This is a genomic window from Kitasatospora sp. NPDC056138 (assembly GCF_042264695.1).
Taxonomy (GTDB): Bacteria; Actinomycetota; Actinomycetes; order Streptomycetales; family Streptomycetaceae; genus Kitasatospora.
In genome coordinates this window covers 185,386-212,042 of the sequence record NZ_JBHJVK010000001.1, presented here as the reverse complement: position 1 = coordinate 212,042, position 26,657 = coordinate 185,386, and the positions used below count along the sequence as shown (strand labels likewise).

The following is a 26,657-nucleotide window of genomic DNA, read 5'->3' as shown; positions in this document are numbered from 1 at the left end:
CACGACCACTCCCCGGAAGGACACCGTGACCCCGATGGGTTCGCAGACCGCCATCACCGTTGCCTCGCCCGAGCGGATGAACCGGCTCGGCCGGGAACTCGCCGCCCTGCTCAGGGCAGGTGACCTGGTGCTGCTCTCCGGCGAGCTGGGCGCCGGGAAGACCACGCTGACCCGGGGCCTCGGCGAGGGGCTCGGAGTGCGGGGGGCGGTCACCTCGCCGACCTTCGTGATCGCCCGGGTGCACCCCTCGCTGACCGGCGGCCCCGCACTGGTGCACGTGGACGCCTACCGGCTGGGCGGCGGCCTGGACGAGATGGAGGATCTCGACCTGGACGTCTCGCTGCCCGAGTCGGTGGTCGTGGTCGAGTGGGGCGAGGGCAAGGTCGAGCAGCTGACCGAGGACCGGCTCGAAGTCCGGATCGAGCGGGCGATCGGCGACGCCGCCTCGGCCGAGGACGACTCGGACCCGCGCCAGGTGACGCTGACCGGCATCGGCGGGCGCTGGGCCGAGGTCGACCTCGCGGTGCTGGCGGTCGAGCCCGCGTAGCCCGATCGGCCCAGCCGGGCCGGATCCACCACCGGATCGGATGAAGCCCGTCGCACGAACGAGGGAGCTTTCCGACAGGACGTCGGCAAAGTGTTGCGGTCGGGTGGTCCGACGTGGTGGGATGGTGTCGCGGTTAGGTCTGCCTAACTAGGGAGGCGCCATGCAGAGCACCACCCCCGCCGCCAAGCCCGCCCCGCGTCCGCGGGCCGAGGCGCCCCGTCCGGCCGAGGAGGCCCGAGCGGTCCCGATGCGCGCACTGCTGGCCGCCTGCGCGGCCGCCGCGGCCGTGTCGACCCCGCCGGCCCCGGAGGCGGACACCGAGCCGCCCGCCGCACCGCCGAGAGCCGCCTGAGTTCCGCTGCGGGCACGGGGGCTGCCGACCTGTTCCCACCCGGGGCGCGAGCGGTCGGACCGGACGGCGGGTGACGTCTGCGACCGGGCCGGGTGCGCCGGGCCTGCGGGGTGGCGTGCGGGTGACCGGGTGCCTGCCGGAGCGACCCCCGTTCGACCGGCCCGTGGGGCGATCAGCCGGTGAGTGCGCTCAGGGGACGACGACGACCTTGGTGCCGGACGGGGCGAAGTCCCAGAGGGTCTGGCCGTCGGTGCGGGCGGAGCGGATGCCGCCGGTCCTGGGCTTGGACGGGTCCGTGGGCGGGGCCGTGGGGGCCGGGGAGGCGCTCGGGGTGTCCACGGCGGCGCTGAAGCCGAAGACGGTGCCGTTCTGCTGGGCGAACCGCACCACGTGCTCGATCCGGAGCCCGTCGGTGCCGGTGGTCGTGGCGGTACGGCTGTAGACGGTGTAGTCCCCGGCGGTCGGGTCCGCGGTGCCCGGGGTGACCCTGAAGGCGGCCTGCACCGGCGGGGTCTTCTTCGGGTCCACCAGCCAGACCGCGTGGCTGCCGAGCGAGTACACCACCCGGCGGCCGGTGCCGGAGGCGGCGGGCAGCTGGGGCGGGGCCTGGTCGGCGCCGGTGGTCGGGGCGGTCGAGGGGCCGCCGCCGGTGCTGCTGCCGCTCGCCGAGGGCTTCGCCGCGAGGGCCCGGCTCTGCGCACCGTCGGCCTGGAACGCCAGCAGGCCGATCACCGCCAGGGCGCCGACGGTCAGACCGGTGACCACCAATCCAGGACGCGTGCCCGCCACGTGTGCTCCGATCGCCGCCTCGTGCTGTCCCGGCCCATCGTGCCAGGTCCGCCGGGCCGGGCAGGACCGATCCGGACGTGTGTTCCGGACCAGTACGAAATACCGACTCCGGCGACCCTCTAACCTTGACCCCGTGCTGCTGCTCGCGTTCGACACCGCAACCCCCGCCGTCACCGCCGCCGTCCACGACGGCACGGCCGTCCTCGCCGAGACCTTCCAGGTCGACGCCAGAAGGCACGGTGAGCTGCTGCTCCCTGCCGTGGACCAGGTGCTGCGCACCGCAGGCGTCGACAAGCACCGGCTGACCGGCATCGCGGTCGGCGTCGGCCCGGGGCCGTACACCGGCCTGCGGGTCGGCCTGGTCACCGCCGCCGCGCTCGGCCACGCCCTCGGCCTGCCCGTGTACGGCGTCTGCACCCTGGACGCCATCGCCCACCAGGCCCGCACCGAGGGCCTCACCGGGCCGTTCACCGTGGCCACGGACGCGCGTCGCAAGGAGGTCTACTGGGCCTCGTACGACGCCTCGGGCGCGCGGGTCGAGGGGCCCGCCGTGGACCGTCCCGCCGAGCTGAGTCCCGAGCAGCGCTCGGTCGGCGCCGGTGCGCTGCTCTACCCCGAGACCTTCCCCGGCGCGCACGGTCCCGAGCACGTCTCGGCCGGTGCGCTCGCCGACTTCGCGGTCACCGAGCTGGCCGCCGGGCGCGACCTGCTGCCCTGCGTCCCGCTCTACCTGCGCCGCCCGGACGCCCAGGTGCCCGCGGGGTACAAGGCGGTGCTCCCGGCGTGAGCTCGCTCACCGACCGACCCGGCAGCACGCTCGCCGACCGTCCCGGCGCCGGGCGCAGCGCGGTGGCCCTGCGGCCGATGCGCTGGTGGGACATCGAGCCCGTGATGGGACTGGAGCTCCGGCTCTTCCCCGAGGACGCCTGGTCGCACGGCATGTACTGGTCCGAGCTGGCCGAGGCCCGCCCCGGTGGTACCCGCCACTACACCGTCGCCACCGCCCCGGACGGCACCGTCGTCGGCTACGCCGGTCTGATGGCCGTGGCCGGCGAGGGCGATGTCCAGACCATCGCGGTCGCGCCGGGGCACCAGGGTGCCGGTCTCGGTGCCGCCCTGCTGACCGACCTGGTGGCCGAGGCCGCCCGGCGCGGCTGCGCCGAGCTGCTGCTGGAGGTGCGGGTGGACAACCTGCGCGCCCAGCAGCTCTACGAGCGCTTCGGTTTCGAGCCGGTCGGCATCCGGCGCGGCTACTACCAGCCCGCCAACGTGGACGCACTGGTCATGCGCCTCGACAACCCGCAGGAGGACGCCCCGCAGCAGGACGTCCCGCAGCACGACGTGAAGGAACCCGATCATGGCTGACGAACCGCTCGTCCTCGGCATCGAGACCTCCTGTGACGAGACCGGCGTCGGCATCGTGCGGGGCACCACCCTGCTGGCCGACGCGGTCGCCTCCAGCGTCAACGACCACGCCCGCTACGGCGGCGTCGTCCCCGAGATCGCCAGCCGGGCGCACCTGGAGGCGATGGTCCCGACCATCCAGCGCGCCCTGGACACCGCCGGGATCAAGGCCGCCGACCTGGACGGCATCGCCGTCACCGCGGGTCCTGGCCTGGCCGGTGCGCTGCTGGTCGGGGTGAGCGCCGCGAAGGCGTACGCCTGGGCGCTGGACAAGCCGCTGTACGGGGTCAACCACCTGGCCTCGCACATCTGCGTGGACCAGCTGGAGCACGGCCGTCTGCCGCAGCCCACGATGGCCCTGCTGGTCTCCGGCGGGCACTCCTCGCTGCTGCTCAGCGAGGACATCACCACCGACGTCCGCCCGCTCGGCGCGACCATCGACGACGCGGCGGGCGAGGCCTTCGACAAGGTGGCCCGGGTGCTCGGTCTCGGCTTCCCCGGCGGACCGGTGGTGGACCGCAGGGCCCGCGAGGGCGACCCGAAGGCGATCGCCTTCCCGCGCGGCCTCAGCGGTGCCAAGGACCCCGAGTACGACTTCTCCTTCTCCGGCCTGAAGACCGCCGTGGCCCGCTGGGTCGAGGCCAGGCGCCGGGCGGGGGAGGAGGTGCCGATCGCCGATGTCGCCGCCTCCTTCCAGGAGGCCGTCACCGACGTGCTCACCCGCAAGGCCGTCAAGGCGTGCAAGGCCAACGGTGTCGACCACCTGATGATCGGCGGCGGCGTGGCGGCGAACTCGCGGCTGCGCGAGATGGCCCAGCAGCGCTGCGACAAGGCCGGCATCGTGCTGCGGGTGCCGCGGCCCGGCCTGTGCACCGACAACGGCGCGATGGTCGCCGCGCTCGGTGCCGAGATGGTCTGGCGGGACCGGGCACCGTCCTCCTTCGACCTTTCGGCGGACTCCTCGCTGCCGGTCACCGAGGTCTCGGTGCCGCACACCGATCTGCACTCCGCCGCGCACGAGGCCCTGCGGTCATGACCCTCGCCGCGATGTGGGAGGCCCGCGCGGTCGAGGGCCGGGGCGGCGAGCTGCACCGCTGGGCGCTCGAGACCGCCCTGCCCGCCCTGCGCGGCTCGGCCGGCCTGGAACGGACCGAGGTGTTCACCGCGGACGGGGACCGGGTGCTGCTGATCACCTGGTGGACGGCCGGGCCGGTCCCGGTCCCCGACCCGCCCGCCGAGCTGCTGTCCCGTCCGGTGCACCGGTGGAGCTTCACCAGCAGTCACCTGGAATGACCGCGGCAACCGCGTGGAATAGCCTGACGTCCCGATAAGTGTTCGATACACGAATACGGGAGCGCGGTTCGGTGAGGAACTTCAGGACGTACGCGGCCGGGGCTGCGGTGCTGCTGGTGGCGCTGACCGGTTGCGGCAGCGGCGGCGGGGGCGGCAAGAGCGCGGCGGCGCCCCAGGGCCCGGCGGGCGGGGCACCGCAGAACTCCGCCTCCCCGCAGGCCCCGGCCTCCTCGGCGGCCCCCCAGGCCGACGCCGCGGCCTGGGAGAAGTGGAAGCTCAAGCCGCTGCCCGAGGCGCCCGCCGCGCCGGCCGACAAGCCGATCAAGCTCACCGCCAAGGGGCCGGTCCCGGTCTTCAGCGAGGTCCCGACCAAGGACAAGGTCGTCTTCGTCACCATCGACGACGGTGCGGAGAAGGACCCCAGGTTCGTCGAGATGCTCACCGACCTCAAGGTGCCGATCTCGATGTTCCTGACCAAGGACATAATCAAGAACGACTACGGCTACTTCAAGCCGCTGCAGGCCCTCGGCAACCACATCCAGAACCACACCGTGGACCACCCGCAGATGAGCAAGATATCGGCGGCCAGGCAGAAGTCCGAGGTCTGCGACGACCAGGCGGCGCTCACCCAGCAGTACGGCAAGGCGCCGCTGCTCTTCCGTCCGCCGTTCGGGGACGGCGCGAAGACCGAGAGCCTCAACACCGCCGTGCAGGAGTGCGGCCCGCGCGGCGTGGTGCTGTGGCGCGAGTCGATGCAGATACACGACATGCAGTACCAGTCCAGCGACAAGAAGCTGAAGCCCGGCGACATCATCCTCGCCCACTTCCGCGGCCCGTCGGAGCTCAAGGGCGAGACCATGACCCAGATGTTCGGCGAGCTGCTCAGCCGGATCCAGGAGCAGGGCTTCGCGGTCGCCCGGCTCGAGGACTACATCCAGGCGCCCGCCGGCTGATCCGCCGTCACGGGCCGGCCGAGCATCATCAGCGGGCCGTGGTCGGTGCGGCTGAGGATCACCGTCAGCTCGTTCGGGCCGCTGGGCTTGAGCTGGCGGCGCAGCTCCTCGGGGGTGATGCCGATGCCGCGCTTCTTGATCACCACGGTGCCGACCCCGCGCTCGCGCAGCAGGGCCTTCAGCTTCTTCACGTTGAACGGCAGCACGTCGCTGATCTCGTAGGCGTGCGCGTACGGGGTGGGCACCAGCCGGTCCGAGGTCAGGTAGGCGATCATCGGGTCGATCAGCCGCCCGCCGATCTGCTCGGCCACCTCGGCGACCAGGTGGGCCCGGATCACCGCGCCGTCCGGCTCGTACAGGTAGCGGCCGACCGGACCGGCCGGCGGGTCCGGCAGCAGACCACCGGTGAGCGTGCGGTCGCCCGGCAGCAGCGTGGCCCGGTGCGGCCGGTCGGCGCGCGTGCCGAACCAGAGCGCGGCCTCCTTCACCTCGCCGTGGTCCGAGACCCACTCGGCCTCGGCGCCGTCCGGCACCAGCTCGTGCGGGATGCCGGGGGCGACCTTGAGCGCCCCGAACGGCGTGCGGCGGGCGGCCTCGATTGCCCAGGAGAGCGGCGGCGAGTACGCCTCGGGATCGAACACCCGGCCACGCGCGGTGCGGCGCGCCGGGTCGGTGAAGACCGCGTCGTACCCGGTCACGTCCACCTCGGTGACGTCCGCGCAGCGCACCTCGATCAGCTCGGCCAGTCCCAGCGCGGCGGCGTTCGCCTCGGCGACGGCGCAGGTCAGCGGATCGCGGTCGACCGCGAGCACGGCGATCCCGACCCGGGCCAGGGCGATCGCGTCGCCGCCGATCCCGCAGCACAGGTCGGCCAGGCGGCGCACGCCCAGCGCGGCGAAGCGCTGCGCGCGCCACTCGGCCACACTGCGGCGGGTCGCCTGTTCGACACCGTTGGGGGTGAAGTACAGCTCGTCCGCCTGGTCGCCGAACTTCGCCCTGGCCCGCTGCCGCAGCTGCGCCTGGGCCAGCGCGGCGGACACCAGCGGGGCGGGGTGCTCGCGGCGCAGCCGGGTGGCCAGCGCCAGTTCCTCGCCGGCCTTGAAGTCGCGCAGCTCGGCCAGCAGCGCCTGGCCCTCGTCGGTCAGCAGGGCCCGGAACGATTCGATCTCCACGGGATCATTCTCCCCGTTCGGCGGGGTTCGCAGGTCGGCCGCGGAGGGTCGCCGGCCGCGGCGACGGCGGCGGCCGGGCCCGCGGGTCGGCTCGGTCGCACGTGTTGCTGCTGCGGTGACACCGCCGCCCGCGGACCGGTACGGCCGCGAGGACGAAATGCACGGTGGCGGCGGAGCACGGCCCCGAGGGCCAGCAGTACCGGGGCTACGAGTGCGGCGGGGATCCACCGGAGCGGAGCCCCGCTCGGCTCGGGCCGCGGGGCCGAGTCCGGCATCCGGTCGGTGTGGCCGGGCAGCCGGAGGAGACCCGCGCCGGCCGTCACCGCGGCGGCGATCACGCTCACGGCGAACAGGGCCGGGGTGATCGCCACGTCGGGCCCCCCGGCGGGTCCGGTCCTGGTAGAAGTCGACACGGCAGGTCGGTGTTCCGGCCGCCGGGGTTCGCGCACGAGTGCGTCCACTCGGGCGCCGTGACCGGGTTTCGCGGAACACGGAGCCACGCCGTTGGCACTCTGGTTGACTGAGTGCTAACGGCCGCCTATGGTCGTTCCTGGCACTCCCCACCGGGTGAGTGCTAACGCGATGAAGCGTGTCTGACCCCCGCGACGGCAGGCCCGCAGGAATCGCCACCGACCTGTAGAACAACCCCGTAATCTCCGAAGGGGAGCTCGGACGTGACCGCCAGCAGCAAGGTTGCCATCAAGCCGCTCGAGGACCGCATCGTGGTCCAGCCGCTCGACGCCGAGACCACCACGGCCTCCGGCCTGGTTATCCCGGACACCGCCAAGGAGAAGCCCCAGGAGGGCGTCGTCCTGGCCGTCGGCCCGGGTCGCTTCGAGGACGGCCAGCGTCTTCCGCTCGACGTGACCGTCGGCGATGTCGTCCTGTACTCGAAGTACGGCGGCACCGAGGTCAAGTACAACGGCCAGGAGTACCTGGTCCTCTCGGCCCGCGACGTCCTCGCGATCGTCGAGAAGTAAGACGAAACCAGCCCGCCCCGGATCCGTGTCAGCACTGACAGGGGCCCGGGGCGCGGTTGTTGGCTCACGTACGCAGAAACCCTAGGAAACGGAACCATGGCGAAGATCCTGCAGTTCGACGAGGACGCCCGCCGCTCGCTGGAGCGCGGTGTCAACAAGCTGGCCGACACCGTCAAGGTGACCATCGGCCCCAAGGGCCGCAACGTCGTCATCGACAAGAAGTTCGGCGCCCCCACCATCACCAACGACGGTGTGACCATCGCCCGCGAGGTCGAGCTCGACGACCCGTACGAGAACCTCGGCGCGCAGCTGGTCAAGGAGGTCGCCACCAAGACCAACGACGTCGCGGGTGACGGCACCACCACCGCCACCGTGCTCGCCCAGGCCCTGGTCAACGAGGGTCTGCGCAACGTCGCCGCCGGTGCCGGCCCGGCCGCCCTGAAGAAGGGCATCGACAAGGCCGTCGCCGCCGTCTCCGAGTACCTGCTCGCCAGCGCCCGCGAGATCGAGGGCAAGGACGACGTCGCCGCCGTCGCCTCGCTCTCCGCGCAGGACACCCAGGTCGGCGAGCTGATCGCCGAGGCGATCGACAAGGTCGGCAAGGACGGTGTCATCACCGTCGAGGAGTCGAACACCTTCGGCGTGGAGCTGGACTTCACCGAGGGCATGCAGTTCGACAAGGGCTACCTCTCGCCGTACTTCGTCACCGACGCGGAGCGTCAGGAGGCGGTCCTGGAGGACCCGTACATCCTGATCAACCAGGGCAAGATCTCCTCCATCCAGGAGCTGCTCCCGCTGCTGGAGAAGATCCTGCAGGGCGGCGCCTCCAAGCCGCTGCTGATCATCGCCGAGGACGTGGACGGCGAGGCGCTCTCCACCCTCGTGGTGAACAAGATCCGTGGCACCTTCAACGCCGTGGCCGTCAAGGCCCCGGGCTTCGGCGACCGCCGCAAGGCCATCCTCGGCGACCTGGCCACCCTGACCGGTGCCACCGTCATCTCCGAGGAGGTCGGCCTCAAGCTCGACCAGTCCGGCCTGGACGTGCTGGGCACCGCCCGCCGCGTGACCATCACCAAGGACGAGACCACCGTCGTCGACGGTGCCGGCGACCACGAGGCCGTGGCCGGCCGCGTCGCCCAGATCAAGGCCGAGATCGCCGCCACCGACTCGGACTGGGACCGCGAGAAGCTGCAGGAGCGCCTGGCCAAGCTGGCCGGCGGCGTCTGCGTCATCAAGGTCGGCGCCGCCACCGAGGTGGAGCTCAAGGAGCGCAAGCACCGCCTGGAGGACGCCATCTCGGCGACCCGCGCCGCGGTCGAGGAGGGCATCGTCGCCGGTGGTGGCGCCTCCCTGGTCCACGCCGCCAAGGTGCTGGAGGACGGCCTGGGCCTGACCGGTGACGAGGCGACCGGTGTCGCCGTCGTCCGCCGCGCGCTGGTCGAGCCGCTGCGCTGGATCGCCCAGAACGCCGGCCTGGAGGGTTACGTCATCACCTCCAAGGTCGCCGAGCTGGAGGCCGGCCAGGGCTACAACGCCGCCACCGGTGAGTACGGCGACCTGGTGAAGGCCGGCGTCATCGACCCGGTCAAGGTCACCCGCTCCGCGCTGGAGAACGCCGCGTCGATCGCCTCCCTGCTGCTCACCACCGAGACCCTCGTGGTGGAGAAGAAGGTCGAGGAGGACGCCGCCGCGGGTCACTCGCACGGCGGCCACGGCCACTCGCACTGACGCTCGCTTCAGCGACCGGAGGCCCGGCCCGTACCCTGTGGGGTGCGAGCCGGGCCTCCGGCTGTTCTCCGAGGGGTGCCGGTTGCGTCCCGGCGGCCCCGGCGGGAACCTGCGGCAGCGGAGCCCCGCCCCCGGTGCGGTACGGTCTCCGGACTCCTGGCCGGTGTCTGAACCCGTCTGGCATCAGGGAAATTTTGCGATGTCCAAAGTCTGCCTTATAACTGAGGCATGATCGAGGCCCGCCACCTGCGCGTCCTGCGCGCTGTCGCCCGGACCGGTTCCTTCTCCGCGGCGGCCCGAGAGCTCGGCTGTACCCAGCCCGCCGTCAGCCAGCAGATGAAGGCCCTGGAGAAGTCCGTCGCCACTCCGCTGGTGGTCCGTTCGGGGCGGGGCATGCAGCTGAGCGAGGCGGGCCAGGTGCTGCTCAAGCACGCCACCGGCATCCTCGCCGGGCTCTGCGCCGCCGAGGAGGAGGTGGCCGCGATCGCCGGGCTGCGGGCCGGCCGGGTGCGGCTGGTCTCCTTCCCGACGGCCAGTTCCACGCTGGTCCCGCCGGCGGTCGCCCGGCTGCGGGGCGCCCATCCGGGGGTGCGGGTGTCCCTGGTCGAGGCCGAGCCGCCGGAGTCGCTGGCGATGCTGCGCGGGGGTGAGTGCGAGATCGCGCTGGCCTTCCGCTACCCGGACTCCCAGGGCGGGCTCTTCCCGGCCAGTGCGCACAGCACGCCGCGCGAGGCCCGTGCCGAGGCGACCCTGGAGGCCGCCGCCACGCTGGCCGCCAACGACTGGTCCGACCTGGTGGTCCGGCCGCTGCTGGACGATCCGCTGGTCGGGCTGCTCCCGGCCGGGCACCCGCTGGCCGGGCGGGACGAGGACAGCCCGGTGGACCTGGCCGAGCTGGCGGCCGAGCAGTGGATCGCGGGCTGTCCGCAGTGCCGGGGGCACCTGGTGGAGCTCTGCGCCGGCGCCGGGTTCGAGCCCCGGATCGACTTCGCGACCGACGACTACCCCGCGGTGGTCGGCCTGGTCGCGGCCGGTCTCGGGGTGGCGGTGCTGCCGGGGCTCGCCTTGCGTTCGGTGCGCCAGTCGGGCGTCGCGGCGGTGCCGGTGCGGGCGGCGAGCGGCGACCCGGCGGCCCGTCAGGTGGTGGCGCTGACCCTGCCGGACCTGGCCGACGTACCGGCCGTCTCGCTGATGCTGGACCAGCTCTGTGGTTCCGCGGTCACCGGCTGACCCGTGGCCGGTGTGAGCGGCCGATCGCTCCCGCGACGCGCGAAAACCTCGTGAAGGAACGTTTCTTCACGAGGTGTGGGAATGTCAGTGGCCTGCTGCCGTGGGCAGCCCGAGCGGGACCTCGACCAGCCGGTTGCGGGAACGGCCCATCAGTTCCTCGCGCTCGTCCTCGGTCAGCCCGCCCCAGACGCCGTACGGCTCGCGTACGGCCAGCGCGTGCGCCGCGCACTCGGCCCTCACCGGACACCGCATGCAGACCTCCTTGGCACTGGCCTCGCGCGAGCTTCGCGCGGCCCCGCGCTCGCCCTCCGGGTGGAAGAAGAGCGAACTGTCCACGCCGCGGCAGGCGGCGGAGAGCTGCCAGTCCCAGAGGTCTGCGTTGGGGCCGGGGAGGCGGGAGAAATCTGCCATGGCTTGTTCCCTTCGAGGGTCCGACGCCTGGAGGCTCGTCGGCTCGGCGAGGTCGCGATGGGGCCGGTATGGACACATGGAAATATGACTTACGGCACTCACTGGGACAAGTCACCCACAGAGTTACACAACAGTCAATGACCGTACGGAAGCTATAAAAACGGACAAACAGGGGCATGGTGTTTGGCGGGTGTCACTGTGGCAACCGGGTGGCTCCGGGGGGCGCGGGCGGTCCTGATGGCGCGCGCGTGGTGCGCGGACCGCGCAAAAGTGCGGCGTGTGCACCGCGAGGTGGCTGATCCGTAATGGGTCGGCCACGTACAGTGGTGGAGATGGCCCTGAGGGCCGTAACTCATTCGAGTGACGGTCGTTGGTTGTGCGGAGGCGGTTAGCGGGCGCTGGGCGTCGGGAACGGTCGCGGAAGATCCACGATCCAAACGAAGTCCGCCGCCAATCGGCCGTGTCGGAGAGAGTTCGAACCAGCCAGGAGGCTCAACGTGACGCGGATCAGCTGCGGAGGACGGTCATGACATCCGTACTCGTCTGCGACGATTCCCCGCTCGCCCGGGAGGCGCTTCGCCGCGCGGTGGCGACGGTGCCCGGTGTCGACCGGGTGACCACTGCGACGAACGGTGAGGAGGTACTGCGCCGCTGGGTGGCCGACCGCTCCGATCTCGTCCTGATGGACGTCCGGATGCCCGGCCTCGGCGGCGTGGAGACCGTCCGGCGGCTGCTGTCGGCGGATCCGGGCGCGCGCATCATCATGCTCACGGTCGCCGAGGACCTGGACGGGGTGGCCCTCGCGGTCGCCGCCGGCGCCCGCGGCTACCTGCACAAGGACGCCTCGCGCGCCGAGCTGCGGGCCACCGTCACCCAGGCGCTGGCCGACCCGACCTGGCGGCTCGCCCCGCGCCGGCTGCGCAGCCCCGACATGGGTGCGGCTCCCACGCTGACGGCACGTGAGATCCAGGTGCTCGAAGGCATGAGCCACGGGCGCAGCAACGCGGAGATCGGCCGGGAGCTTTTCCTCTCCGAGGACACCGTCAAAACCCATGCCAGGCGCCTGTTCAAGAAGCTGGGCGCCTCGGACCGCGCACACGCGGTGGCCCTCGGTTTCCGCTGGGGTCTGGTCCGCTGAGAGACGGCTGCCCGGCCGTTTCGATCGCTCAGACGTATGACGTTGAGGTCCCGAGGCTGCACCATGGAGTAGTGGAGCACCTCGGGGACCGGCGGACAGGGACTGCGGCGAAGAGTGCGGCCGCAGGAGGCTCGGCGAGCGGGACGGATCAAGGCACCTTCGGGCCGGTGGCGGCTTCGGAGGGCGGGGCGGGAGGCGGCGCGATGCGGACGGTGGCGACGCACGGTGGTGCGGTGCATAACGTTCCGATGCACAACTCCGGACGCGGTGCCGCGTTTTCCGGTCCGACCAGGCACCATGGACCGATGTACGACGACGAGGCCCGGTCCGACGAGCCCCCGCCCGGTGCTCCCGCAACCGATCAGGCCGATCAGTCGTACGCGGAGGACGACGAGATGCGCAGGCCGGTGCTCGGCACCGGCGGCTCGGCGCAGCTGGGCGGGCTGGTCGCCGCCGCGGTCCGCGGCGAGGGTCCCGCGATCGACGCACTGCTCGCCTACGTCCACCCGCTCGCTCTGCGCTACTGCCGGGGCCGGCTGGTCCGGCTGCCCGGGGGCGCCCGGCACCATGTGGACGACGTGGCCCAGGAGGTCTGCGTCGCGGTGCTCTGCGCACTGCCGCGCTACAAGGACGAGGGCCGCCCGTTCGAGGCCTTCGTGTACGGGATCGCCGCGCACAAGATCGCGGACCTGCAGCGGGCCGCGATGCGCGGTCCCGGCTCCACCGTGATCCCGCCCGACGACCTGCCCGAGCTCCCCGACGAGGCGCTCGGTCCCGAGGAGCGGGCACTGCTCAGCAGTGACGCCGCCTGGGCCAAGGAACTGCTCTCCAACCTGCCCGCGCGCCAGCGTGAGCTCGTGCTGCTGCGGGTGGCCGCCGGGCTGTCGGCGGAGGAGACCGGCGAGGTGCTCGGCATGTCGCCCGGTGCCGTGCGGGTGGCCCAGCACCGGGCGCTGAGCCGGCTCCGGGCACTGGCGGAAGAGTCCTCGTAGCGCCCGCGTTGTCAAGGGGGCGCGATCCAATACCCCGGACACCAGTACCATGGGGTATCGGCGCCTGGTCGGGTCGCCCAAAGTTTCGTAGGCGTTCGCGAGGTTCCCTCGGAGGTTCCTCCAAACGTTGAGCGTTCTGGTGGCCTGAGCCTGAGCCGGTGTGCGCGGGCGGACCAAGGCCGTACGACGGCCGATGTCTCCGCCCTGCTGAGAGCTACGTGCCCGGAAACCCCGGCCGGGTGCGATTCAGATCGACGGCCCTCCCTCCTTGCCCGGCCTTGGCCAGGAGGGGCCCATAGGAAGGTCACCCCGCACATGTCTTATAACGCTGCAGGCGTACCCGAGAAGTTCGCCATGCTCGGGCTCACGTATGACGACGTCCTGCTGCTGCCCGGGGCCTCCGAGGTGCTGCCGAACGAGGTCGACACGTCCTCCCGGGTCTCCCGCAACGTCCGGGTGAACATTCCGATGCTCTCGGCGGCCATGGACAAGGTCACCGAGTCCCGGATGGCCATCGCGATGGCCCGCCAGGGCGGCGTTGGCGTGCTGCACCGCAACCTGTCGGTCGAGGACCAGGTGAACCAGGTCGACCTGGTGAAGCGCTCCGAGTCCGGCATGGTCACCGACCCGATCACGGTCGGCCCGGAGGCCACCCTGGCCGAGGCGGACGCGCTCTGCGCCCGCTTCCGGATCAGCGGCGTCCCGGTCGCCGATCCGGAGGGCAGGCTGCTGGGCATCGTCACCAACCGTGACATGGCCTTCGAGTCGGACCGCAGCCGCCAGGTCCGCGAGATCATGACCCCGATGCCGCTGATCACCGGCAAGGTCGGCATCTCCGGTGAGGAGGCCATCGGCCTGCTCCGCCGCCACAAGATCGAGAAGCTGCCGCTGGTCGACGACGAGGGCCGGATCAAGGGCCTGATCACCGTCAAGGACTTCGTCAAGGCCGAGCAGTACCCGAACGCCGCCAAGGACGCCGAGGGCCGGCTGCTGGTCGGCGCCGCCGTCGGTGCCTCCGCCGAGGCTTTCGACCGCGCCCAGGCGCTGGTCGGCGCCGGGGTCGACTTCCTGGTCGTGGACACCTCGCACGGCCACAGCCACAACGCGCTGGCCTGGATCTCCAAGATCAAGTCGGCCGTGGGCGTGGACGTCGTCGGCGGCAACGTCGCCACCCGGGACGGCGCCCAGGCGCTGATCGACGCGGGCGTGGACGGTGTCAAGGTCGGTGTCGGCCCCGGCTCGATCTGCACCACCCGCGTGGTCGCCGGTATCGGCGTCCCCCAGGTCACCGCCATCTACGAGGCCGCGCTGGCCTGCCAGGCGGCCGGCGTGCCGGTCATCGGCGACGGCGGTCTGCAGTACTCCGGCGACATCGGCAAGGCGCTGTGCGCCGGTGCCGACACCGTGATGCTCGGCTCGCTGCTGGCCGGCTGCGAGGAGTCGCCGGGCGAGCTGATGTTCATCAACGGCAAGCAGTTCAAGTCGTACCGCGGCATGGGCTCGCTGGGCGCCATGCAGTCCCGCGGGCAGGGCCGCTCGTACTCCAAGGACCGCTACTTCCAGGCCGAGGTGGCCTCGGACGACAAGCTGGTGCCCGAGGGCATCGAGGGCCAGGTCCCGTACCGGGGTCCGCTGGGCGCGGTGCTGCACCAGCTGGTCGGCGGGCTGCGGCAGACCATGGGCTACGTGGGCGCGGGCACCATCGAGGAGATGCAGACCAAGGGACGCTTCGTCCGGATCACCTCGGCGGGCCTCAAGGAGAGCCACCCGCACGACATCCAGATGACCGTCGAGGCACCGAACTACACCAGCCGGTGACGGTGACGGTTCGCTGACGCCGACGGGACGTCCGCCGGGGCGCGGGGAGCACGCGAGGCCGGACGGCACCCGGCCCGCACCGGAGCAGTCCGGCGCGGGCCCGGGCCGTCCGGCGCACGCGCTTCCCCGTGCCCCGGTGGTGTGCCCCGGGGCACCGGCGCGCCCAGGTGCGGGATACTGGGGGCGGTCGGGGTGACCCGGCGCGAGTGAAGCAAGCAGCAGAAGGGCTCGAAGTGACTGAGATCGAGATCGGGCGAGGCAAGCGCGGCCGCCGGGCGTACTCCTTCGACGACATCGCCGTCGTCCCCAGCCGTCGCACCCGGGACCCGAAGGAGGTCTCGATCGCCTGGCAGATCGACGCCTACCGCTTCGAGCTGCCGTTCCTGGCGGCCCCGATGGACAGCGTGGTCTCGCCCGCGCAGGCCATCGCCATCGGCCAGCTCGGCGGCCTCGGCGTGCTGAACCTCGAAGGTCTGTGGACCCGGTACGAGGACCCGCAGCCGCTGCTGGACGAGATCGCCGCGATCACGGACGAGGCCGCCGCGACCCGCCGTCTGCAGGAGATCTACGCCGCGCCGATCCAGGCCGACCTGATCGGCAAGCGGATCAAGGAGGTGCGCGAGTCCGGTGTGGTGACCGCCGCCGCGCTCTCGCCGCAGCGCACTGCCGAGTTCTCCAAGGCCGTCGTGGACGCCGGCGTGGACGTCTTCGTGATCCGTGGCACCACGGTCTCCGCCGAGCACGTCTCGGGCGCCGCCGAGCCGCTGAACCTGAAGCAGTTCATCTACGAGCTGGACGTTCCGGTGATCGTCGGCGGCTGCGCCACGTACACCGCCGCGCTGCACCTGATGCGGACCGGCGCGGCCGGTGTGCTGGTCGGCTTCGGCGGCGGTGCCGCGCACACCACCCGCAACGTGCTGGGCATCCAGGTCCCGATGGCGACCGCGGTGGCCGACGTGGCCGCCGCCCGCCGCGACTACATGGACGAGTCCGGCGGCCGTTACGTGCACGTCATCGCGGACGGCGGCGTGGGCTACAGCGGCGACATCGCCAAGGCCGTCGCCTGCGGCGCGGACGCGGTGATGATCGGCGCCGCGCTGGCCCGTGGCACCGACGCGCCGGGCCGCGGCTTCCACTGGGGCATGGAGGCCGTCCACGACGAGCTGCCGCGCGGAAAGCGCGTGGACCTCGGTACGGTCGGCACCACCCAGGAGATCCTCACCGGCCCGTCGCACACCCCCGACGGCACCATGAACCTCTTCGGCGCGCTGCGCCGCGCGATGGCCACCACCGGCTACTCGGAGCTCAAGGAGTTCCAGCGGGTCGAGGTCACCGTCAACCCGGCGCTCAACCACCGTTAGGCGCTGCCGTCGCTGACGGACCGTACGCACACCCGGCAGGGCCCCCGCTTCGGCGGGGGCCCTGCCGCGTTGTGGCCCGGGCCCGCCCGCCCGTCCGTCCTGGTCGGCCCGGCCCTGCCTGCCCGGCCTGCGTGGTCCGTCCGGTCGGCCCGGTCAGGCTGCGAAGCGCCTGGTGAAGGCGTAGCCCTCGAAGACGGCGAGACCGTAGAACACCAGGTCCGGCACGTCGCGGGTGTCCTGCCAGATCCGGAAGGTGGTGTCGAGCTCCGGGCCGAACAGGTCGGGGAAGGAGGCGCCGAGCTGCTCGTGGGCTTAGAGCGCGATGCCGAAGAGCTGGCCCAGGAACAGCCCGAGCACCGACAGCACCGCGCCCGCGACCGGCAGCGAGGGGTTGCGCCCGCCCAGCTTCCCGAGGGTGAGGGAGACCGCGGCCGCGACGCCGGCGACCACCCAGCCGACCTCGTGGTCGAGCGCCTTCATCAGGAACCCGTAGGCCAGTGCGCCGGCCACGGCGGCGCCGGTCGCCGCCGCGACGGCGAGGGCCGGACTCCGGGGTGCGGCGGTGGGTGCGGGGAGCGGAAGCGGGAGTTCGGTGCCGGGCGCCGGTGTGCTCATGCTGGTATTCCCCCAGGGAGATTCTGTGAACGACGGCGCACGCTAGCAGCGCCAACGCGGTTGGAGACAGTCATTTCTGATGGCCGATCGGGCACTGACCATCGTCTTCCCGGCCGGAACCCGACGGTCGGACCCGGGGCGGGTGGTGAGGCGCCCCCGGGACAGGGGATGATGGAGGCTTGGCGTTCGGAGCCCCGCCGCCGGGTGCAGTCCACGGCCCCGGTCGGTCTGCCCGGCGGCTCCTGCCGACGCGCCGTCATCCCGAACGCCGCCGCACATGGGGGAAGAGGCACCAATGACCCAGCCGCAGGGTTCCACCGGACGTCTCCTCGCCGGTCGTTACCGGCTGAACGAGGTGCTCGGCCGGGGCGGGATGGGGACCGTGTGGCGGGCCGAGGACGAACTGCTCGGCCGGATCGTCGCGGTCAAGGAGCTGCGGATGCAGGGCGGCGTGGACGAGGACGAGAAGCACCGTCTGATCGTCCGTACGCTGCGCGAGGCCAAGGCGACCGCGCGGATCCGGCACACCGCCGCCGTCACCGTCTTCGACGTGGTCGAGGAGGACGAGCGGCCGTGGATCGTGATGGAACTGGTCGAGTCGCGTTCGCTGGCCGAGGTCATCAAGGAAGAGGGCACGCTGAGCCCCGGCCGGGCCGCCGAGATCGCACTCGACGTGCTGGGCGTGCTCGGCGCCGCGCACAGCCAGGGCATCCTGCACCGGGACGTCAAGCCGTCGAACGTCCTGATCGGCGAGGACGGCCGGGTCGTGCTCACCGACTTCGGCATCGCCAGCGTCGAGGGCGACGTCTCGATCACCTCCACCGGCATGCTGGTCGGCGCCCCCTCGTACATCTCGCCGGAGCGGGCGCGCGGGCAGAAGCCCGGACCGCCCGCCGACCTCTGGTCGCTCGGCGGCACGCTGTACGCGATGGTCGAGGGCAAGCCCCCGTACGACCGCGGGTCGGCGCTGGCCACCCTCACCGCCGTGATGACCGAGACCCTGCCCGGGTCCGAGAACGCCGGGCCGCTCCAGCCCGTCATCGACGGCCTGCTGGAGAAGGACCCCGCCCGGCGGCTGGACGCCTCCACCACCCGGTCGATGCTCAAGCGGATCGTCGCCGACGCGACCAGCAAGGCGGAGGCCACCACCCAGCAGGCGGTGCCGGCGCCCGCGGTCGACGTGCCCGCGGCGGGGCCGGAGAAGGCGGCCGCGGCCCCCGCGAAGGCTGAGCAGGCCGTGCGGACCGAGCAGGCCGCGAAGAGTGCGAAGGCCGAGAAGGCCGTGAAGGCGGCGAAGCCGGGGAAGACCGAGCAGGTGGACCGGGCCGCCGAGGCCGGCCGCCCGGCTGCGGCCGAGGGCCCCAGGCGCGGCGTGAGCGGGCTGCTGGGGACGGTCCGGGTCGGCAGCCGGGCGGCGGAGCAGCCCGCTGCGGCTCCGATACCCAGGGCCGCTCCGGCGGCCCCCGCCCCGAGTGCCGAGCCCGGGACCGTGGCGGTGCCGCTGTCCGCTGCCCGGCCCGGGATGCCCGGCCTCGTCCGGCGCCCGGCGGTGCTCGCGGGGGCCGCACTGGTGGTCGTCCTGCTGGTGGTGGCCGTGCTGTTCGCACTGCTCCGGAACGGCGGCGGCAGCACCGCGGGCGCGAGCCCCAGGGACGCCGTGAGCCCGTCCGCGTCCGCTTCGCGGACGGTCACCAAGGCCGCCGCCCCGATTCCCGTCACCACCCCCGCCACCACCCCCGGTACCGCCCCCGGTACCGCCGCCCCGGCAAGCAGCCGGCCGCCGACGGGCAGCGCGCCCGCGACGGCCGTCAGCAGTCCCGCCGCCGACCCGGCGGTGCCGGCCGGGTTCCACCAGTACAACGACGCCTCGGGCTTCTCGATCGTCCTCCCGGACTGGCTGAAGTACGGCGGGGAGGACTACGACCCCACCAGCCGCAAGTTCGAGGGCAACGGCGTGAAGCTGGTGGTGGACTGGACCACCTCGCCGGGGAAGAGCGCGCTCGCGGACTGGCAGGAAGCCGACGAGTCGAACAGCATGCGCAACTACCAGCGCGTCCAGCTCAAGCAGATCACCTACCGGCAGTGGACCAACGCCGCCGACTGGGAGTGGACCTACAGCGGCAACCCCGAGCTGCACTCGCTGAACCGGGGCTTCGTCACCGGCGACTACGGCTACGCGCTCTACTGGACCATCCCGGACGCCGACTGGAACTCGTCCGCCAACGTGCAGGCCCGGCAGGTCGGCTTCGACACCTTCAAGCCCGCGTCCTGACACCTCGTGTCCTGACGTCCAGCCGCCTGGCGAACCGGTGCCCGACGAGCCGACTGCCGGCCGGTGGCGTCAGGGTGAGGCGGACTCAGCCGATCAGCCGCTGCTTGGCCCGGCTGAACTCCTCGTCGGTGAGGGCGCCACAGGCGTGCAGGGCGGCCAGCCGCTCCAGCTGGTCGAGCAGGTCGGCCGTGGGGGGAGTGGCGGCCGGGGCCGGCCGGGCGGCCGTCCTGCGGCGGGCCGCGGCGGCAGCGGTCAGGACCTGCTCGGCGAAGATCCCGGCCTTGGCGACCTCCTCGAAGCGGTGCGCGCCGGACAGCGCGACGACCTTGAGCACCTCGCCGTTCAGCCGGGTCCTCGTCACCGAGGCATCAGTGACGGCCTCCAGCGCAACCGGCAGCGGCGGCTTGCCGTCCTTGAGGAAGAGCAGGCGGTGGGTGGTCAGGACCAGGGCGCCCTTGCGGAAGTGGTCCGGGTGCCGGCCCGCCGTGGCCGCGACCGGCTGCTCGCCCTCCACCACGGTGGCCTGCACGGTGCGCAGCGCCGACTGCCTGCTGTCGGCGTTGTTGCTGCCGAGCACGTCGAAGGCCACGTCGATCAGATCGGTCCAGTCCATGGGCCGAGCCTACCCAGCGGGCCGCGTACCCTGGCGGGAAACGAGCGGCCCGACCAGATCCGAGACCCGACCAGATCCGAGACCCGACCGAGTCCCCGAGGAAGGCGCATGCGAGCGGCACCTGGCCAAGTGGTGGCCGGACGGTACCGGTTGACGGACCGTCCGCAGGGTCGCGGCATGCTCGCCGAGGACCGGCGGACCGGCGACCAGGTCCTGGTGCACGCGCTCGACCTGCCGGAGGTGCTGATACCCGGGCAGCCGATGGCCGAGCCGGACCCCGCGTACGGCGAGCGGATCGCCCGCCTGGTGGCGGCGGCGGTCGAGGGTGCGCCGGACCATCCGAGACTGCTGCGGCCCGTCGAGGCCGTCGCGGCGGAGGAACTCCTCTGGGTGGCCGAGGAGCGTCCGCCGGGCCGGTCGCTCGCCGAGCTGCTGGAGTCCGGGCCGGTCCCGCCGTACCGGGCCGCGGAGCTGGCCGCCGACCTCGCGGGCGCGCTGCAGGCGCTGCACCGGGCCGGGCTGGCGCACGGGAACATAGCGCCGGACACCGTGGTCGTCTGCGAGGACGGCGCCGCGCTGCTCGGCGGGCTGCTGCTCGGAGTGGCCGAGGAGGAGCTGTGTGCGGCCCTGGGCGGCGCCGGTGACGCTCCGCCGAGCCCGCTCCAGGCCCGGCGCATCCTGGACGCCAGATCGCTGCTGCTGGGCCCCGGGGCCGAACGCTGGGCGCTGGAGACCGGCCCCGCCGGGGACTGCTGGGCGCTCGGCGTCCTGCTGCACCGGCTGCTCACCGGCCGGTCCCCGTACCCCGAGGACGATCTGCCCACCCTGCTGGCGGCGATCCGGGCCGGACGCCCCGGGCCGACCGACGGCTGCGGGCCGCTGGGGCCGCTGGTCGAGCGGTTGCTGCGGCCCGACCCCGCAGGCCGGCCGGGGATCGCGGAGGTCCGGCGGGAGCTGGCCGCGCTGATCGGCGCGGCGCCGGAGCCGTACGGGCCGCAGGCACGCGCCCCGCAGGACCTGGCGGTCCGTCGGCCGCCGGGGCCGCTGGTGCGTCACCCGAACGGTCCGGCGCTGCGGCGGAGAAGACCTGACGCGGCGGATCCGCACGGGCGGCACGCCGGGCGGCGGCCGGCCGTACCGCCCGCGCTGCTCGGTCCGCTGCTGGTGGTCGGGGTGCTGGTGCTGCTGGTGGCGGCACTGGCGCTGGTGGTGTCGCTGGCGGGCTGAGCGGCTCGTACGCGTGCGCACCGCCCAGTGGTCGGGACAACTCGACGTGAGGTCAAGGTCACAGCCAGGTCACCTGGCAGGGGCGAGATTCCGGGCGCGCCACAGGGCGCCTAACCTGTGCATGGAAGTTGTCCTATCGGTGAGTCAACGGTGCACCGGAACCACCTCCGTCAGGGTGACGGTGGGCTGATGAGGGGGAACGGTCGCCATGGGCGTGCAGGACCAGTCGGCGCAGGCCAGAGACGCGCAGCGAGTGCTGGTCGGTCGGTACACGCTGGGCGACCGGCTCGGCCGGGGCGGCATGGGCACGGTCTGGCGGGCCCGGGACGAGATGCTGGACCGCGAGGTCGCGGTCAAGGAGCTGACGGTCAACCACCTCCCCGAGGAGGAGCTGGAGATTCTCCAGTCCCGGATGAAGCGCGAGGCCAGGGCCGCTGCGCGGATCAAGCACCCGGGCGTGATCACCATCCATGACGTGGTGGAGCAGGACGGCCGCCCGTGGATCGTGATGGAGCTGATCGACGGCCGTTCGCTGGCCGATGTGATCAGCCAGGACGGCACCCTGATGCCCCGGGAGGCCGCCGAGGTCGGCGTCCAGGTGCTCGCCGCCCTGCACCGGGGTCACCAACTGGGCGTGCTGCACCGGGACGTGAAGCCCGCCAACGTGCTGCTGGAACACAACACCGGCCGGGTGGTGCTGCTGGACTTCGGCATCGCCACCTTCGAGGGCTCCGCCGAGCTGACCCGGCCCGGCGACCTGGTCGGCTCGCCCGACTACCTCGCCCCCGAGCGGGCCCAGGGCGAGCGCCCGGGGCCGGCCTCCGACCTGTGGGGTCTCGGCGCGACGCTGTACGCGGCCGTGGAGGGCCAGTCGCCGTTCCGCCGCACCTCGCCGATCACCACGCTGGCGGCGGTGGTCGGCGAACCGCTGCCGGAGCCGCGCCGGGCCGGGGCGCTCGGCCCGGTGCTGGCCGCGCTGATGGCCAAGGACCCGGAGGAGCGTCCCGGCGCCGACGAGGCCATGCGGATGCTGACCGAGGTGACCGCGGGGCACACCATCGACATCAAGCCGGCGCCGAAGGTCGAGCAGCGGATGCCGACCCAGAGCGTCCCGGTGGTGGACCGGCCGGAGGCGGAGGCGCCGGCCGTCGAGGAGGCGCCGCCCGCCGCGCCGCCCGCCGCCGCCGACCCGACGCCCGGGCCCACGGCGGCCACTCCGGCCACGGCCGCAACCCCGGCCGAGCCGCCCGCCGCGGCCAAGCCCGCGCGCCGCAAGGGCCTGCGGATCGTGGTGGGCCTGGTGATCGCCGCGGTGCTGGCCGGCGGTGTCGCGTACGAGGCACCCAAGCTGCTGCACCACAACCCGACCGCGTCCGACCCGGGCCCCGTCGTGACCATCTCCGAGGCGCCCGTACCCGGCCCGGCGCCGAGCGGCTACAGCTGGGTGGACGACCCGGCGGGCTTCCGCTTCCCGGCGCCCGACGAGCGCCCTGCGTGGGTGCGCACGACGGACAACCTCGGCCAGATCCTCTACAGCCCGGACGGCCGGATCCACTTCCTGCAGTTCGCGGTCACCGTCGGACAGCCGCTGACGCCGCGTGAGCACTTCCTCCAGATGGAGCAGGGCATCACCAAGACGCTGGGCAACTACCACCGCGAGAGTCTGGCCGACACCAAGGTGAACGGTCACGAGGCCGCCTCCTGGGAGTTCACCTTCACCGCGACGGACGGTACGCGGCGGCACGCCAAGGAGGTCGAGTTCCGGGACGACAACGGCACGTCGTACGGCATCTACGTGTCCGCCCCGGACAAGGACTGGATCACCGCGCAGCGGCGGTTCACCACGGTGCTCAACAACTTCACCCCGCTGCGCTGACCGGCCGGCCGGCGCTCGGACCGCCGGGCGACGCACCGGCCGGGACGGGGAAATCGCGTGTTACCGACGGGTACCGCGCCGGCGGCCGAGCGCCTAGGCTGCGCCCATGACGGACAACACGGCAGACGGTCAGGCCCCCGCCCGGGGCGAGCTGCGCAACCCGGCGGCCGGTGGCGGCACCCGTACGGTCGCCTCGGCCATCCCGGCGTCGCTGGTCGCCCGGCTGGTCCGGGGCGTCACCGCGACCGGTGAACCGGAGCTGGTGCACACCACCGCACCGCTCACCGGAGAGCGGCTCGCCACCCTGCCCCAGTCCACCCCGGCCGACGTCGAGGTGGCCTACCAGCTGGCCCGGCGCGCGCAGCGCAGCTGGGCCGCGCTGCCCGTCCGCCGCCGCGCCGCCGTGCTGCTGCGCTTCCACGACCTGCTGCTCGCACGGCAGGACGAGGTGCTCGACCTGATCCAGGCCGAGACCGGCAAGGCCCGGCTGCACGCCTTCGAGGAGGTGCTGGCCGCCGCGATGGCCGCCCGGCACTACGGCCGGCAGGCGCCCGGCTACCTGCGCGACCGCCGTCGCTCCGGTGCCGTCCCGGTGCTCACCCATGCGGTGGAGTCCCGCCGCGCCAAGGGCGTGATCGGGCAGATCTCGCCCTGGAACTACCCGCTGGAGCTCTCCGTCGGCGACGCCCTGCCCGCCTTCGCGGCGGGCAACGCGGTGGTCAACAAGCCCGACACCCAGACCGCGCTGACCGCCCTGTGGGCCCGCGAGCTGCTGGTCGAGGCGGGCCTGCCCGCCGACCTCTGGCAGATCGTGATCGGCGACGGGCCGGTGATCGGCCCCGCCGTGGTCGAGCACGCCGACTACGTCTCCTTCACCGGCTCCACCCGTACCGGCCGGCAGGTCGCCCAGCAGGCGGCCGGCCGGCTGGTCGGTGCCTCGCTGGAGCTCGGCGGCAAGAACGCCATGCTGGTGCTGGCCGACGCCGACCTCGACCGGGCCGCCGAGGGGGCCGTCCGCGCCTGCTTCTCCTCCGCGGGCCAGCTCTGCATCTCCATCGAACGCCTCTTCGTGCACCGCTCGGTGGCCGACGCCTTCCTGGACCGCTTCGTCGCCCGCACCGCCGCGCTGCGCCTCGGCGGCGGCCTGGCCTACGGGGCGGACATGGGCTCGCTGGTCTCGCAGCGGCAGCTGGAGACCGTCACCCGGCACGTCGAGGAGGCCGCCAAGGCCGGGGCCTCTGTGCTCACCGGCGGACGGCCCCGCCCCGACCTCGGCCCGCTCTTCTACGAGCCGACGATCCTGGACGGCGTCACCCCCGAGATGGCGGTCTGTGCCGAGGAGACCTTCGGGCCGGTCGTCTCGGTCTACCGCTTCGACACCGAGGAGGAGGCGGTCACCGCCGCCAACGCCACCCCGTACGGCCTCAACTCCAGCGTCTGGACCGCCGACCCGCGCCGCGGCCGGGCCGTCGCCGCCCGGCTGCGCACCGGCACGGTCAACGTCAACGAGGCGTACGCGGCGGCGTACGGCTCGGTCGCCTCGCCGATGGGCGGGATGGGCGACTCCGGGCTCGGCCGGCGGCACGGCGCCGAGGGCATCCTGCGCTACACCGAGGCGCAGACCGTCGCCACCCAGCGGCTGATGCCGCTCGCGCCGGCCTTCGGCCTGGACGACGAGCGCTTCGCGGCACTCTTCACCACCGGGCTCAAGGCGATGAAGGCGTTCCGGCTCAAGTAGCCGCCCGGAGCCGGGCCGTTCGGCTCCGGTGCAGTCGACTCCCTTTTGGTGCAAGGTGCTTCGAAGGAGTGGTGGCATGGCGGTCGAGGGTGTGCACGACTACGACGTGGTGGTGGTCGGCTCCGGTTTCGGCGGTTCGGTCGCGGCCCTGCGGCTGACCGAGAAGGGCTACCGGGTCGCCGTCCTGGAGGCCGGACGGCGGTTCGGCCCGGACGAGCTGCCCAGGACCTCCTGGGACGCCAGGAACTACCTCTGGGCGCCGGCGCTCGGCCTGTACGGCATCCAGCGGATCCACCTGCTGGCCAACGTCCTGGTGCTCGGCGGGGCCGGCGTCGGCGGCGGCTCGCTCAACTACGCCAACACCCTGTACGTCCCGCCGAAGCCGTTCTTCGAGGACCGGCAGTGGCGGGACATCACCGACTGGCAGGACGAGCTCGCCCCCTTCTACGACCAGGCGCAGCGGATGCTCGGGGTGCGCACCAACCCGACCGTGACCCCGTCCGACGTCCACCTCAAGGCCGCCGCCGAGACGATGGGCGTCGGGCACACCTTCCACCTCGCGCCGGTCGGCGTCTTCTTCGGCGACGGCAAGGACGCGGACGGGGCCGCGAAGGCCGCCCCCGGCGAGGAGGCCGAGGATCCGTACTTCGGCGGGGCGGGTCCGCGCCGCAAGGCGTGCACCGAGTGCGGCGAGTGCATGACCGGCTGCCGCCACGGCGCCAAGAACACGCTCACCGAGAACTACCTGTTCCTCGCCGAACGCAACGGCGCCGAGATCCACCCGCTCACCACGGTGGAGCGGATCAGGCCGCTGGACGCGGGCGGCTTCGCCGTGGACGTCCGGCGGACCAACTCGCCCGCGCGGGACCGGGTCACCGCCGGGGCGAGGACGGTCACCGCCGCCGAGGTGGTGGTCGCCGCCGGGACGTACGGCACCCAGACGCTGCTGCACCGGATGCGCGACCGGGGCCACCTGCCGGCGATCTCCGCCCGGCTCGGTGAGCTCACCCGGACCAACTCCGAGGCGCTGGTGGGTGCTTCGACCACGGACCGGCGCTATCGCAAGGTGGCGTCCGCCCCCGGCCGGGGCCCCGGGGCCGGGGACCGGGTCGACTTCACCAGGGGGGTGGCCATCACCTCCTCGATCCACCCGGACGAGAACACCCACATCGAGCCCGTGCGGTACGGCAAGGGGTCCAACGCGATGGGGGCGCTGAGCATCCAGCAGGTACCCGGCGCCGGGCGGGGTCCGCGCTGGCTGCGCTTCGCCCTCACGGCGGCCAGGCACCCGCTGGTCTTCGCGCAGTCGGTGAACCAGTACCGCTGGTCGGAGAAGACCATCATCGGGCTGGTGATGCAGTCGCTGGACAACTCGCTGACCGTGTCGTTGAAGAAGACCGGCCCCGGGAAGGGCCGGCTCACCTCCCGGCAGGGCCACGGGACGCCGAACCCGACCTGGATCCCCGCCGCGGAGGAGGGCGCCAAGGCGCTGGCCGAGTCCATCAACGGCTTCGCCGGCGGCACCGTCGGCGAGATCTTCGACATCCCGATGACCGCCCACTTCATCGGCGGCTGCCCGATCTCGGACCGTCCCGAGCACGGCGTCATCGACCCCTACCAGCGGCTCCACGGCTACCCGGGCATCAGCGTGGTGGACGGCTCGGCGATCTCCGCCAACCTCGGCGTCAACCCATCGCTGACCATCACGGCCCAGGCCGAGCGGGCCATGTCGATGTGGCCGAACCGGGGCGAGGCCGACCCCAGGCCCGGGCAGGACGAGGGGTACCGGCGGGTGGCGCCGGTGGCTCCGGTGCGCCCGGCGGTGCCCGCGGGCGCCTTCGGCGAACTGCGGCTTCCGCTGTTGGCGGTGCCGAAGGTCCCGGCGCGTGCGACCAAGCAGGACGGGGCCTGAGCCGGCCGGCGGCGGACCGGGTCACCGGGGCAGCCCGAGCGGCTGCCGAAGGCTGCCCACAGGGCACAGGGCACAGGGCACAGGGCGGAGGACGAAGGACAGGGCAAAGGGCCCCGCGGGGGAACGGGGCCCTTTGTCGCTCAGCACGCGGCGTCAGGGCAGCACCGGTGCTGGGGTGACGGCGCCGGGGGAGGAGCGCCGTCCGGACGGTTGGTCTGCGGGTCGCGCCGGACGCC

24 protein-coding genes are annotated in these 26,657 nt (G+C 73.0%); 19 read left to right on the top strand and 5 right to left on the bottom strand.

Annotated elements, in window-relative coordinates:
* The first annotated feature begins 34 nt into the window (after positions 1-34).
* Entirely contained in the window at positions 35-547 is a 513-nt protein-coding gene (tsaE, locus tag ACFC1R_RS00860; RefSeq protein ID WP_375930595.1) for a tRNA (adenosine(37)-N6)-threonylcarbamoyltransferase complex ATPase subunit type 1 TsaE, read from the top strand.
* A 160-nt stretch (positions 548-707) separates the two neighbouring features.
* A complete protein-coding gene (locus ACFC1R_RS00855) occupies positions 708-899 on the top strand; it encodes a hypothetical protein (protein ID WP_375930592.1) in 192 nt (63 codons plus the stop codon).
* A gap of 189 nt (positions 900-1,088) precedes the next feature.
* On the opposite strand, the gene ACFC1R_RS00850 is transcribed toward ACFC1R_RS00855, so the two are convergent.
* Positions 1,089-1,664, bottom strand: a complete 576-nt coding sequence (locus tag ACFC1R_RS00850; protein ID WP_375930589.1) for a hypothetical protein — start codon at positions 1,662-1,664, stop codon at positions 1,089-1,091.
* A 157-nt stretch (positions 1,665-1,821) separates the two neighbouring features.
* Here ACFC1R_RS00850 and tsaB point away from each other — a divergent pair, with 157 nt between their 5' ends.
* From tsaB to ACFC1R_RS00825, 5 genes are all read left to right on the top strand, one after another.
* Entirely contained in the window at positions 1,822-2,475 is a 654-nt protein-coding gene (gene tsaB, locus ACFC1R_RS00845; protein ID WP_375930586.1) for a tRNA (adenosine(37)-N6)-threonylcarbamoyltransferase complex dimerization subunit type 1 TsaB, read from the top strand.
* A gap of 77 nt (positions 2,476-2,552) precedes the next feature.
* Positions 2,553-3,053 carry a ribosomal protein S18-alanine N-acetyltransferase gene (rimI, locus tag ACFC1R_RS00840; protein ID WP_375930903.1) on the top strand — a complete coding sequence of 167 codons (501 nt, stop codon included), beginning with the start codon at positions 2,553-2,555 and terminating at the stop codon, positions 3,051-3,053.
* On the top strand, positions 3,046-4,128 hold the full coding sequence (gene tsaD, locus ACFC1R_RS00835) for a tRNA (adenosine(37)-N6)-threonylcarbamoyltransferase complex transferase subunit TsaD (RefSeq protein WP_375930583.1): 1,083 nt from the start codon (positions 3,046-3,048) through the stop codon (positions 4,126-4,128). The genes rimI and tsaD overlap by 8 nt, the downstream gene beginning before the upstream one ends.
* Positions 4,125-4,385, top strand: coding sequence for a hypothetical protein (locus ACFC1R_RS00830; RefSeq protein ID WP_375930580.1), 261 nt, complete (start codon positions 4,125-4,127; stop codon positions 4,383-4,385). The genes tsaD and ACFC1R_RS00830 overlap by 4 nt, the downstream gene beginning before the upstream one ends.
* A 71-nt stretch (positions 4,386-4,456) precedes the next feature.
* Entirely contained in the window at positions 4,457-5,338 is an 882-nt protein-coding gene (locus ACFC1R_RS00825) for a polysaccharide deacetylase family protein (protein ID WP_375930577.1), read from the top strand.
* On the opposite strand, the gene ACFC1R_RS00820 is transcribed toward ACFC1R_RS00825, so the two are convergent.
* Positions 5,314-6,510 carry an SAM-dependent methyltransferase gene (locus ACFC1R_RS00820; protein WP_375930574.1) on the bottom strand — a complete coding sequence of 399 codons (1,197 nt, stop codon included), beginning with the start codon at positions 6,508-6,510 and terminating at the stop codon, positions 5,314-5,316. The genes ACFC1R_RS00825 and ACFC1R_RS00820 overlap by 25 nt on opposite strands.
* Before the next feature lie 674 nt (positions 6,511-7,184).
* Here ACFC1R_RS00820 and groES point away from each other — a divergent pair.
* From groES to ACFC1R_RS00805, 3 genes are all read left to right on the top strand, one after another.
* Positions 7,185-7,490, top strand: coding sequence for a co-chaperone GroES (groES, locus tag ACFC1R_RS00815; RefSeq protein WP_045301329.1), 306 nt, complete (start codon positions 7,185-7,187; stop codon positions 7,488-7,490).
* Between the two features lie 96 nt (positions 7,491-7,586).
* Complete coding sequence (gene groL, locus ACFC1R_RS00810; RefSeq protein WP_375930570.1) at positions 7,587-9,218, top strand: chaperonin GroEL; 1,632 nt, start codon at positions 7,587-7,589, stop codon at positions 9,216-9,218.
* Positions 9,219-9,446: 228 nt separating this feature from the next.
* Positions 9,447-10,448: a LysR substrate-binding domain-containing protein gene (locus tag ACFC1R_RS00805; protein ID WP_375930567.1), complete on the top strand. Its 1,002-nt coding sequence runs from the start codon at positions 9,447-9,449 to the stop codon at positions 10,446-10,448.
* An 84-nt stretch (positions 10,449-10,532) separates the two neighbouring features.
* On the opposite strand, the gene ACFC1R_RS00800 is transcribed toward ACFC1R_RS00805, so the two are convergent.
* Positions 10,533-10,859, bottom strand: a complete 327-nt coding sequence (locus tag ACFC1R_RS00800) for a WhiB family transcriptional regulator (RefSeq protein WP_375930564.1) — start codon at positions 10,857-10,859, stop codon at positions 10,533-10,535.
* Positions 10,860-11,385: 526 nt separating this feature from the next.
* Between ACFC1R_RS00800 and ACFC1R_RS00795 the strand changes: the two genes are divergently transcribed.
* The 4 genes from ACFC1R_RS00795 (at position 11,386) to ACFC1R_RS00780 (ending at position 16,168) form a co-directional block, all read left to right on the top strand.
* Positions 11,386-11,997, top strand: coding sequence for a response regulator transcription factor (locus ACFC1R_RS00795; RefSeq protein ID WP_014136228.1), 612 nt, complete (start codon positions 11,386-11,388; stop codon positions 11,995-11,997).
* A 395-nt stretch (positions 11,998-12,392) separates the two neighbouring features.
* Complete coding sequence (shbA, locus tag ACFC1R_RS00790; protein ID WP_375930900.1) at positions 12,393-12,989, top strand: RNA polymerase sigma factor ShbA; 597 nt, start codon at positions 12,393-12,395, stop codon at positions 12,987-12,989.
* 315 nt (positions 12,990-13,304) lie between these two features.
* A complete protein-coding gene (gene guaB / locus ACFC1R_RS00785; RefSeq protein WP_375930561.1) occupies positions 13,305-14,807 on the top strand; it encodes an IMP dehydrogenase in 1,503 nt (500 codons plus the stop codon).
* 233 nt (positions 14,808-15,040) lie between these two features.
* A complete protein-coding gene (locus ACFC1R_RS00780; RefSeq protein WP_375930558.1) occupies positions 15,041-16,168 on the top strand; it encodes a GuaB3 family IMP dehydrogenase-related protein in 1,128 nt (375 codons plus the stop codon).
* 312 nt (positions 16,169-16,480) lie between these two features.
* Here the strand turns inward: ACFC1R_RS00780 and ACFC1R_RS00775 are convergent, their stop codons facing one another.
* Positions 16,481-16,783 (bottom strand): hypothetical protein, encoded by a 303-nt coding sequence (locus ACFC1R_RS00775; RefSeq protein WP_375930555.1) that lies wholly within the window; start codon positions 16,781-16,783, stop codon positions 16,481-16,483.
* A gap of 295 nt (positions 16,784-17,078) precedes the next feature.
* Between ACFC1R_RS00775 and ACFC1R_RS00770 the strand changes: the two genes are divergently transcribed.
* Complete coding sequence (locus ACFC1R_RS00770) at positions 17,079-19,055, top strand: serine/threonine-protein kinase (RefSeq protein ID WP_375930552.1); 1,977 nt, start codon at positions 17,079-17,081, stop codon at positions 19,053-19,055.
* 85 nt (positions 19,056-19,140) lie between these two features.
* Here the strand turns inward: ACFC1R_RS00770 and ACFC1R_RS00765 are convergent, their stop codons facing one another.
* Positions 19,141-19,668 (bottom strand): SHOCT domain-containing protein, encoded by a 528-nt coding sequence (locus ACFC1R_RS00765; RefSeq protein WP_375930549.1) that lies wholly within the window; start codon positions 19,666-19,668, stop codon positions 19,141-19,143.
* 108 nt (positions 19,669-19,776) lie between these two features.
* Here ACFC1R_RS00765 and ACFC1R_RS00760 point away from each other — a divergent pair, with 108 nt between their 5' ends.
* The 4 genes from ACFC1R_RS00760 to ACFC1R_RS00745 all read left to right on the top strand — a co-directional run bounded on the left by ACFC1R_RS00760 (position 19,777) and on the right by ACFC1R_RS00745 (position 26,421).
* Positions 19,777-20,895 carry a hypothetical protein gene (locus ACFC1R_RS00760; RefSeq protein ID WP_375930546.1) on the top strand — a complete coding sequence of 373 codons (1,119 nt, stop codon included), beginning with the start codon at positions 19,777-19,779 and terminating at the stop codon, positions 20,893-20,895.
* A 208-nt stretch (positions 20,896-21,103) separates the two neighbouring features.
* Complete coding sequence (locus ACFC1R_RS00755; RefSeq protein WP_375930543.1) at positions 21,104-22,771, top strand: serine/threonine-protein kinase; 1,668 nt, start codon at positions 21,104-21,106, stop codon at positions 22,769-22,771.
* Positions 22,772-22,877: 106 nt separating this feature from the next.
* Positions 22,878-24,509 (top strand): succinic semialdehyde dehydrogenase, encoded by a 1,632-nt coding sequence (locus tag ACFC1R_RS00750; protein WP_375930540.1) that lies wholly within the window; start codon positions 22,878-22,880, stop codon positions 24,507-24,509.
* 76 nt (positions 24,510-24,585) lie between these two features.
* On the top strand, positions 24,586-26,421 hold the full coding sequence (locus ACFC1R_RS00745) for a GMC family oxidoreductase N-terminal domain-containing protein (protein WP_375930537.1): 1,836 nt from the start codon (positions 24,586-24,588) through the stop codon (positions 26,419-26,421).
* The last annotated feature ends 236 nt before the right edge of the window (positions 26,422-26,657 follow it).

Excerpts from the sequence above, each read along its gene's own strand:
- tsaE (WP_375930595.1), top strand. The coding sequence starts at position 35 with ATGGGTTCGCAGACCGCCATCACCGTTGCCTCGCCCGAGCGGATGAAC.
- ACFC1R_RS00855 (WP_375930592.1), top strand. The coding sequence starts at position 708 with ATGCAGAGCACCACCCCCGCCGCCAAGCCCGCCCCGCGTCCGCGGGCC.
- rimI (WP_375930903.1), top strand. The coding sequence starts at position 2,553 with ATGCGCTGGTGGGACATCGAGCCCGTGATGGGACTGGAGCTCCGGCTC.
- tsaD (WP_375930583.1), top strand. The coding sequence starts at position 3,046 with ATGGCTGACGAACCGCTCGTCCTCGGCATCGAGACCTCCTGTGACGAG.
- ACFC1R_RS00830 (WP_375930580.1), top strand. The coding sequence starts at position 4,125 with ATGACCCTCGCCGCGATGTGGGAGGCCCGCGCGGTCGAGGGCCGGGGC.
- groL (WP_375930570.1), top strand. The coding sequence starts at position 7,587 with ATGGCGAAGATCCTGCAGTTCGACGAGGACGCCCGCCGCTCGCTGGAG.
- ACFC1R_RS00805 (WP_375930567.1), top strand. The coding sequence starts at position 9,447 with ATGATCGAGGCCCGCCACCTGCGCGTCCTGCGCGCTGTCGCCCGGACC.
- ACFC1R_RS00800 (WP_375930564.1), bottom strand. The coding sequence starts at position 10,859 with ATGGCAGATTTCTCCCGCCTCCCCGGCCCCAACGCAGACCTCTGGGAC.
- ACFC1R_RS00795 (WP_014136228.1), top strand. The coding sequence starts at position 11,386 with ATGACATCCGTACTCGTCTGCGACGATTCCCCGCTCGCCCGGGAGGCG.
- shbA (WP_375930900.1), top strand. The coding sequence starts at position 12,393 with ATGCGCAGGCCGGTGCTCGGCACCGGCGGCTCGGCGCAGCTGGGCGGG.
- guaB (WP_375930561.1), top strand. The coding sequence starts at position 13,305 with ATGTCTTATAACGCTGCAGGCGTACCCGAGAAGTTCGCCATGCTCGGG.
- ACFC1R_RS00775 (WP_375930555.1), bottom strand. The coding sequence starts at position 16,783 with ATGAGCACACCGGCGCCCGGCACCGAACTCCCGCTTCCGCTCCCCGCA.
- ACFC1R_RS00770 (WP_375930552.1), top strand. The coding sequence starts at position 17,079 with ATGACCCAGCCGCAGGGTTCCACCGGACGTCTCCTCGCCGGTCGTTAC.
- ACFC1R_RS00765 (WP_375930549.1), bottom strand. The coding sequence starts at position 19,668 with ATGGACTGGACCGATCTGATCGACGTGGCCTTCGACGTGCTCGGCAGC.
- ACFC1R_RS00760 (WP_375930546.1), top strand. The coding sequence starts at position 19,777 with ATGCGAGCGGCACCTGGCCAAGTGGTGGCCGGACGGTACCGGTTGACG.
- ACFC1R_RS00755 (WP_375930543.1), top strand. The coding sequence starts at position 21,104 with ATGGGCGTGCAGGACCAGTCGGCGCAGGCCAGAGACGCGCAGCGAGTG.
- ACFC1R_RS00750 (WP_375930540.1), top strand. The coding sequence starts at position 22,878 with ATGACGGACAACACGGCAGACGGTCAGGCCCCCGCCCGGGGCGAGCTG.
- ACFC1R_RS00745 (WP_375930537.1), top strand. The coding sequence starts at position 24,586 with ATGGCGGTCGAGGGTGTGCACGACTACGACGTGGTGGTGGTCGGCTCC.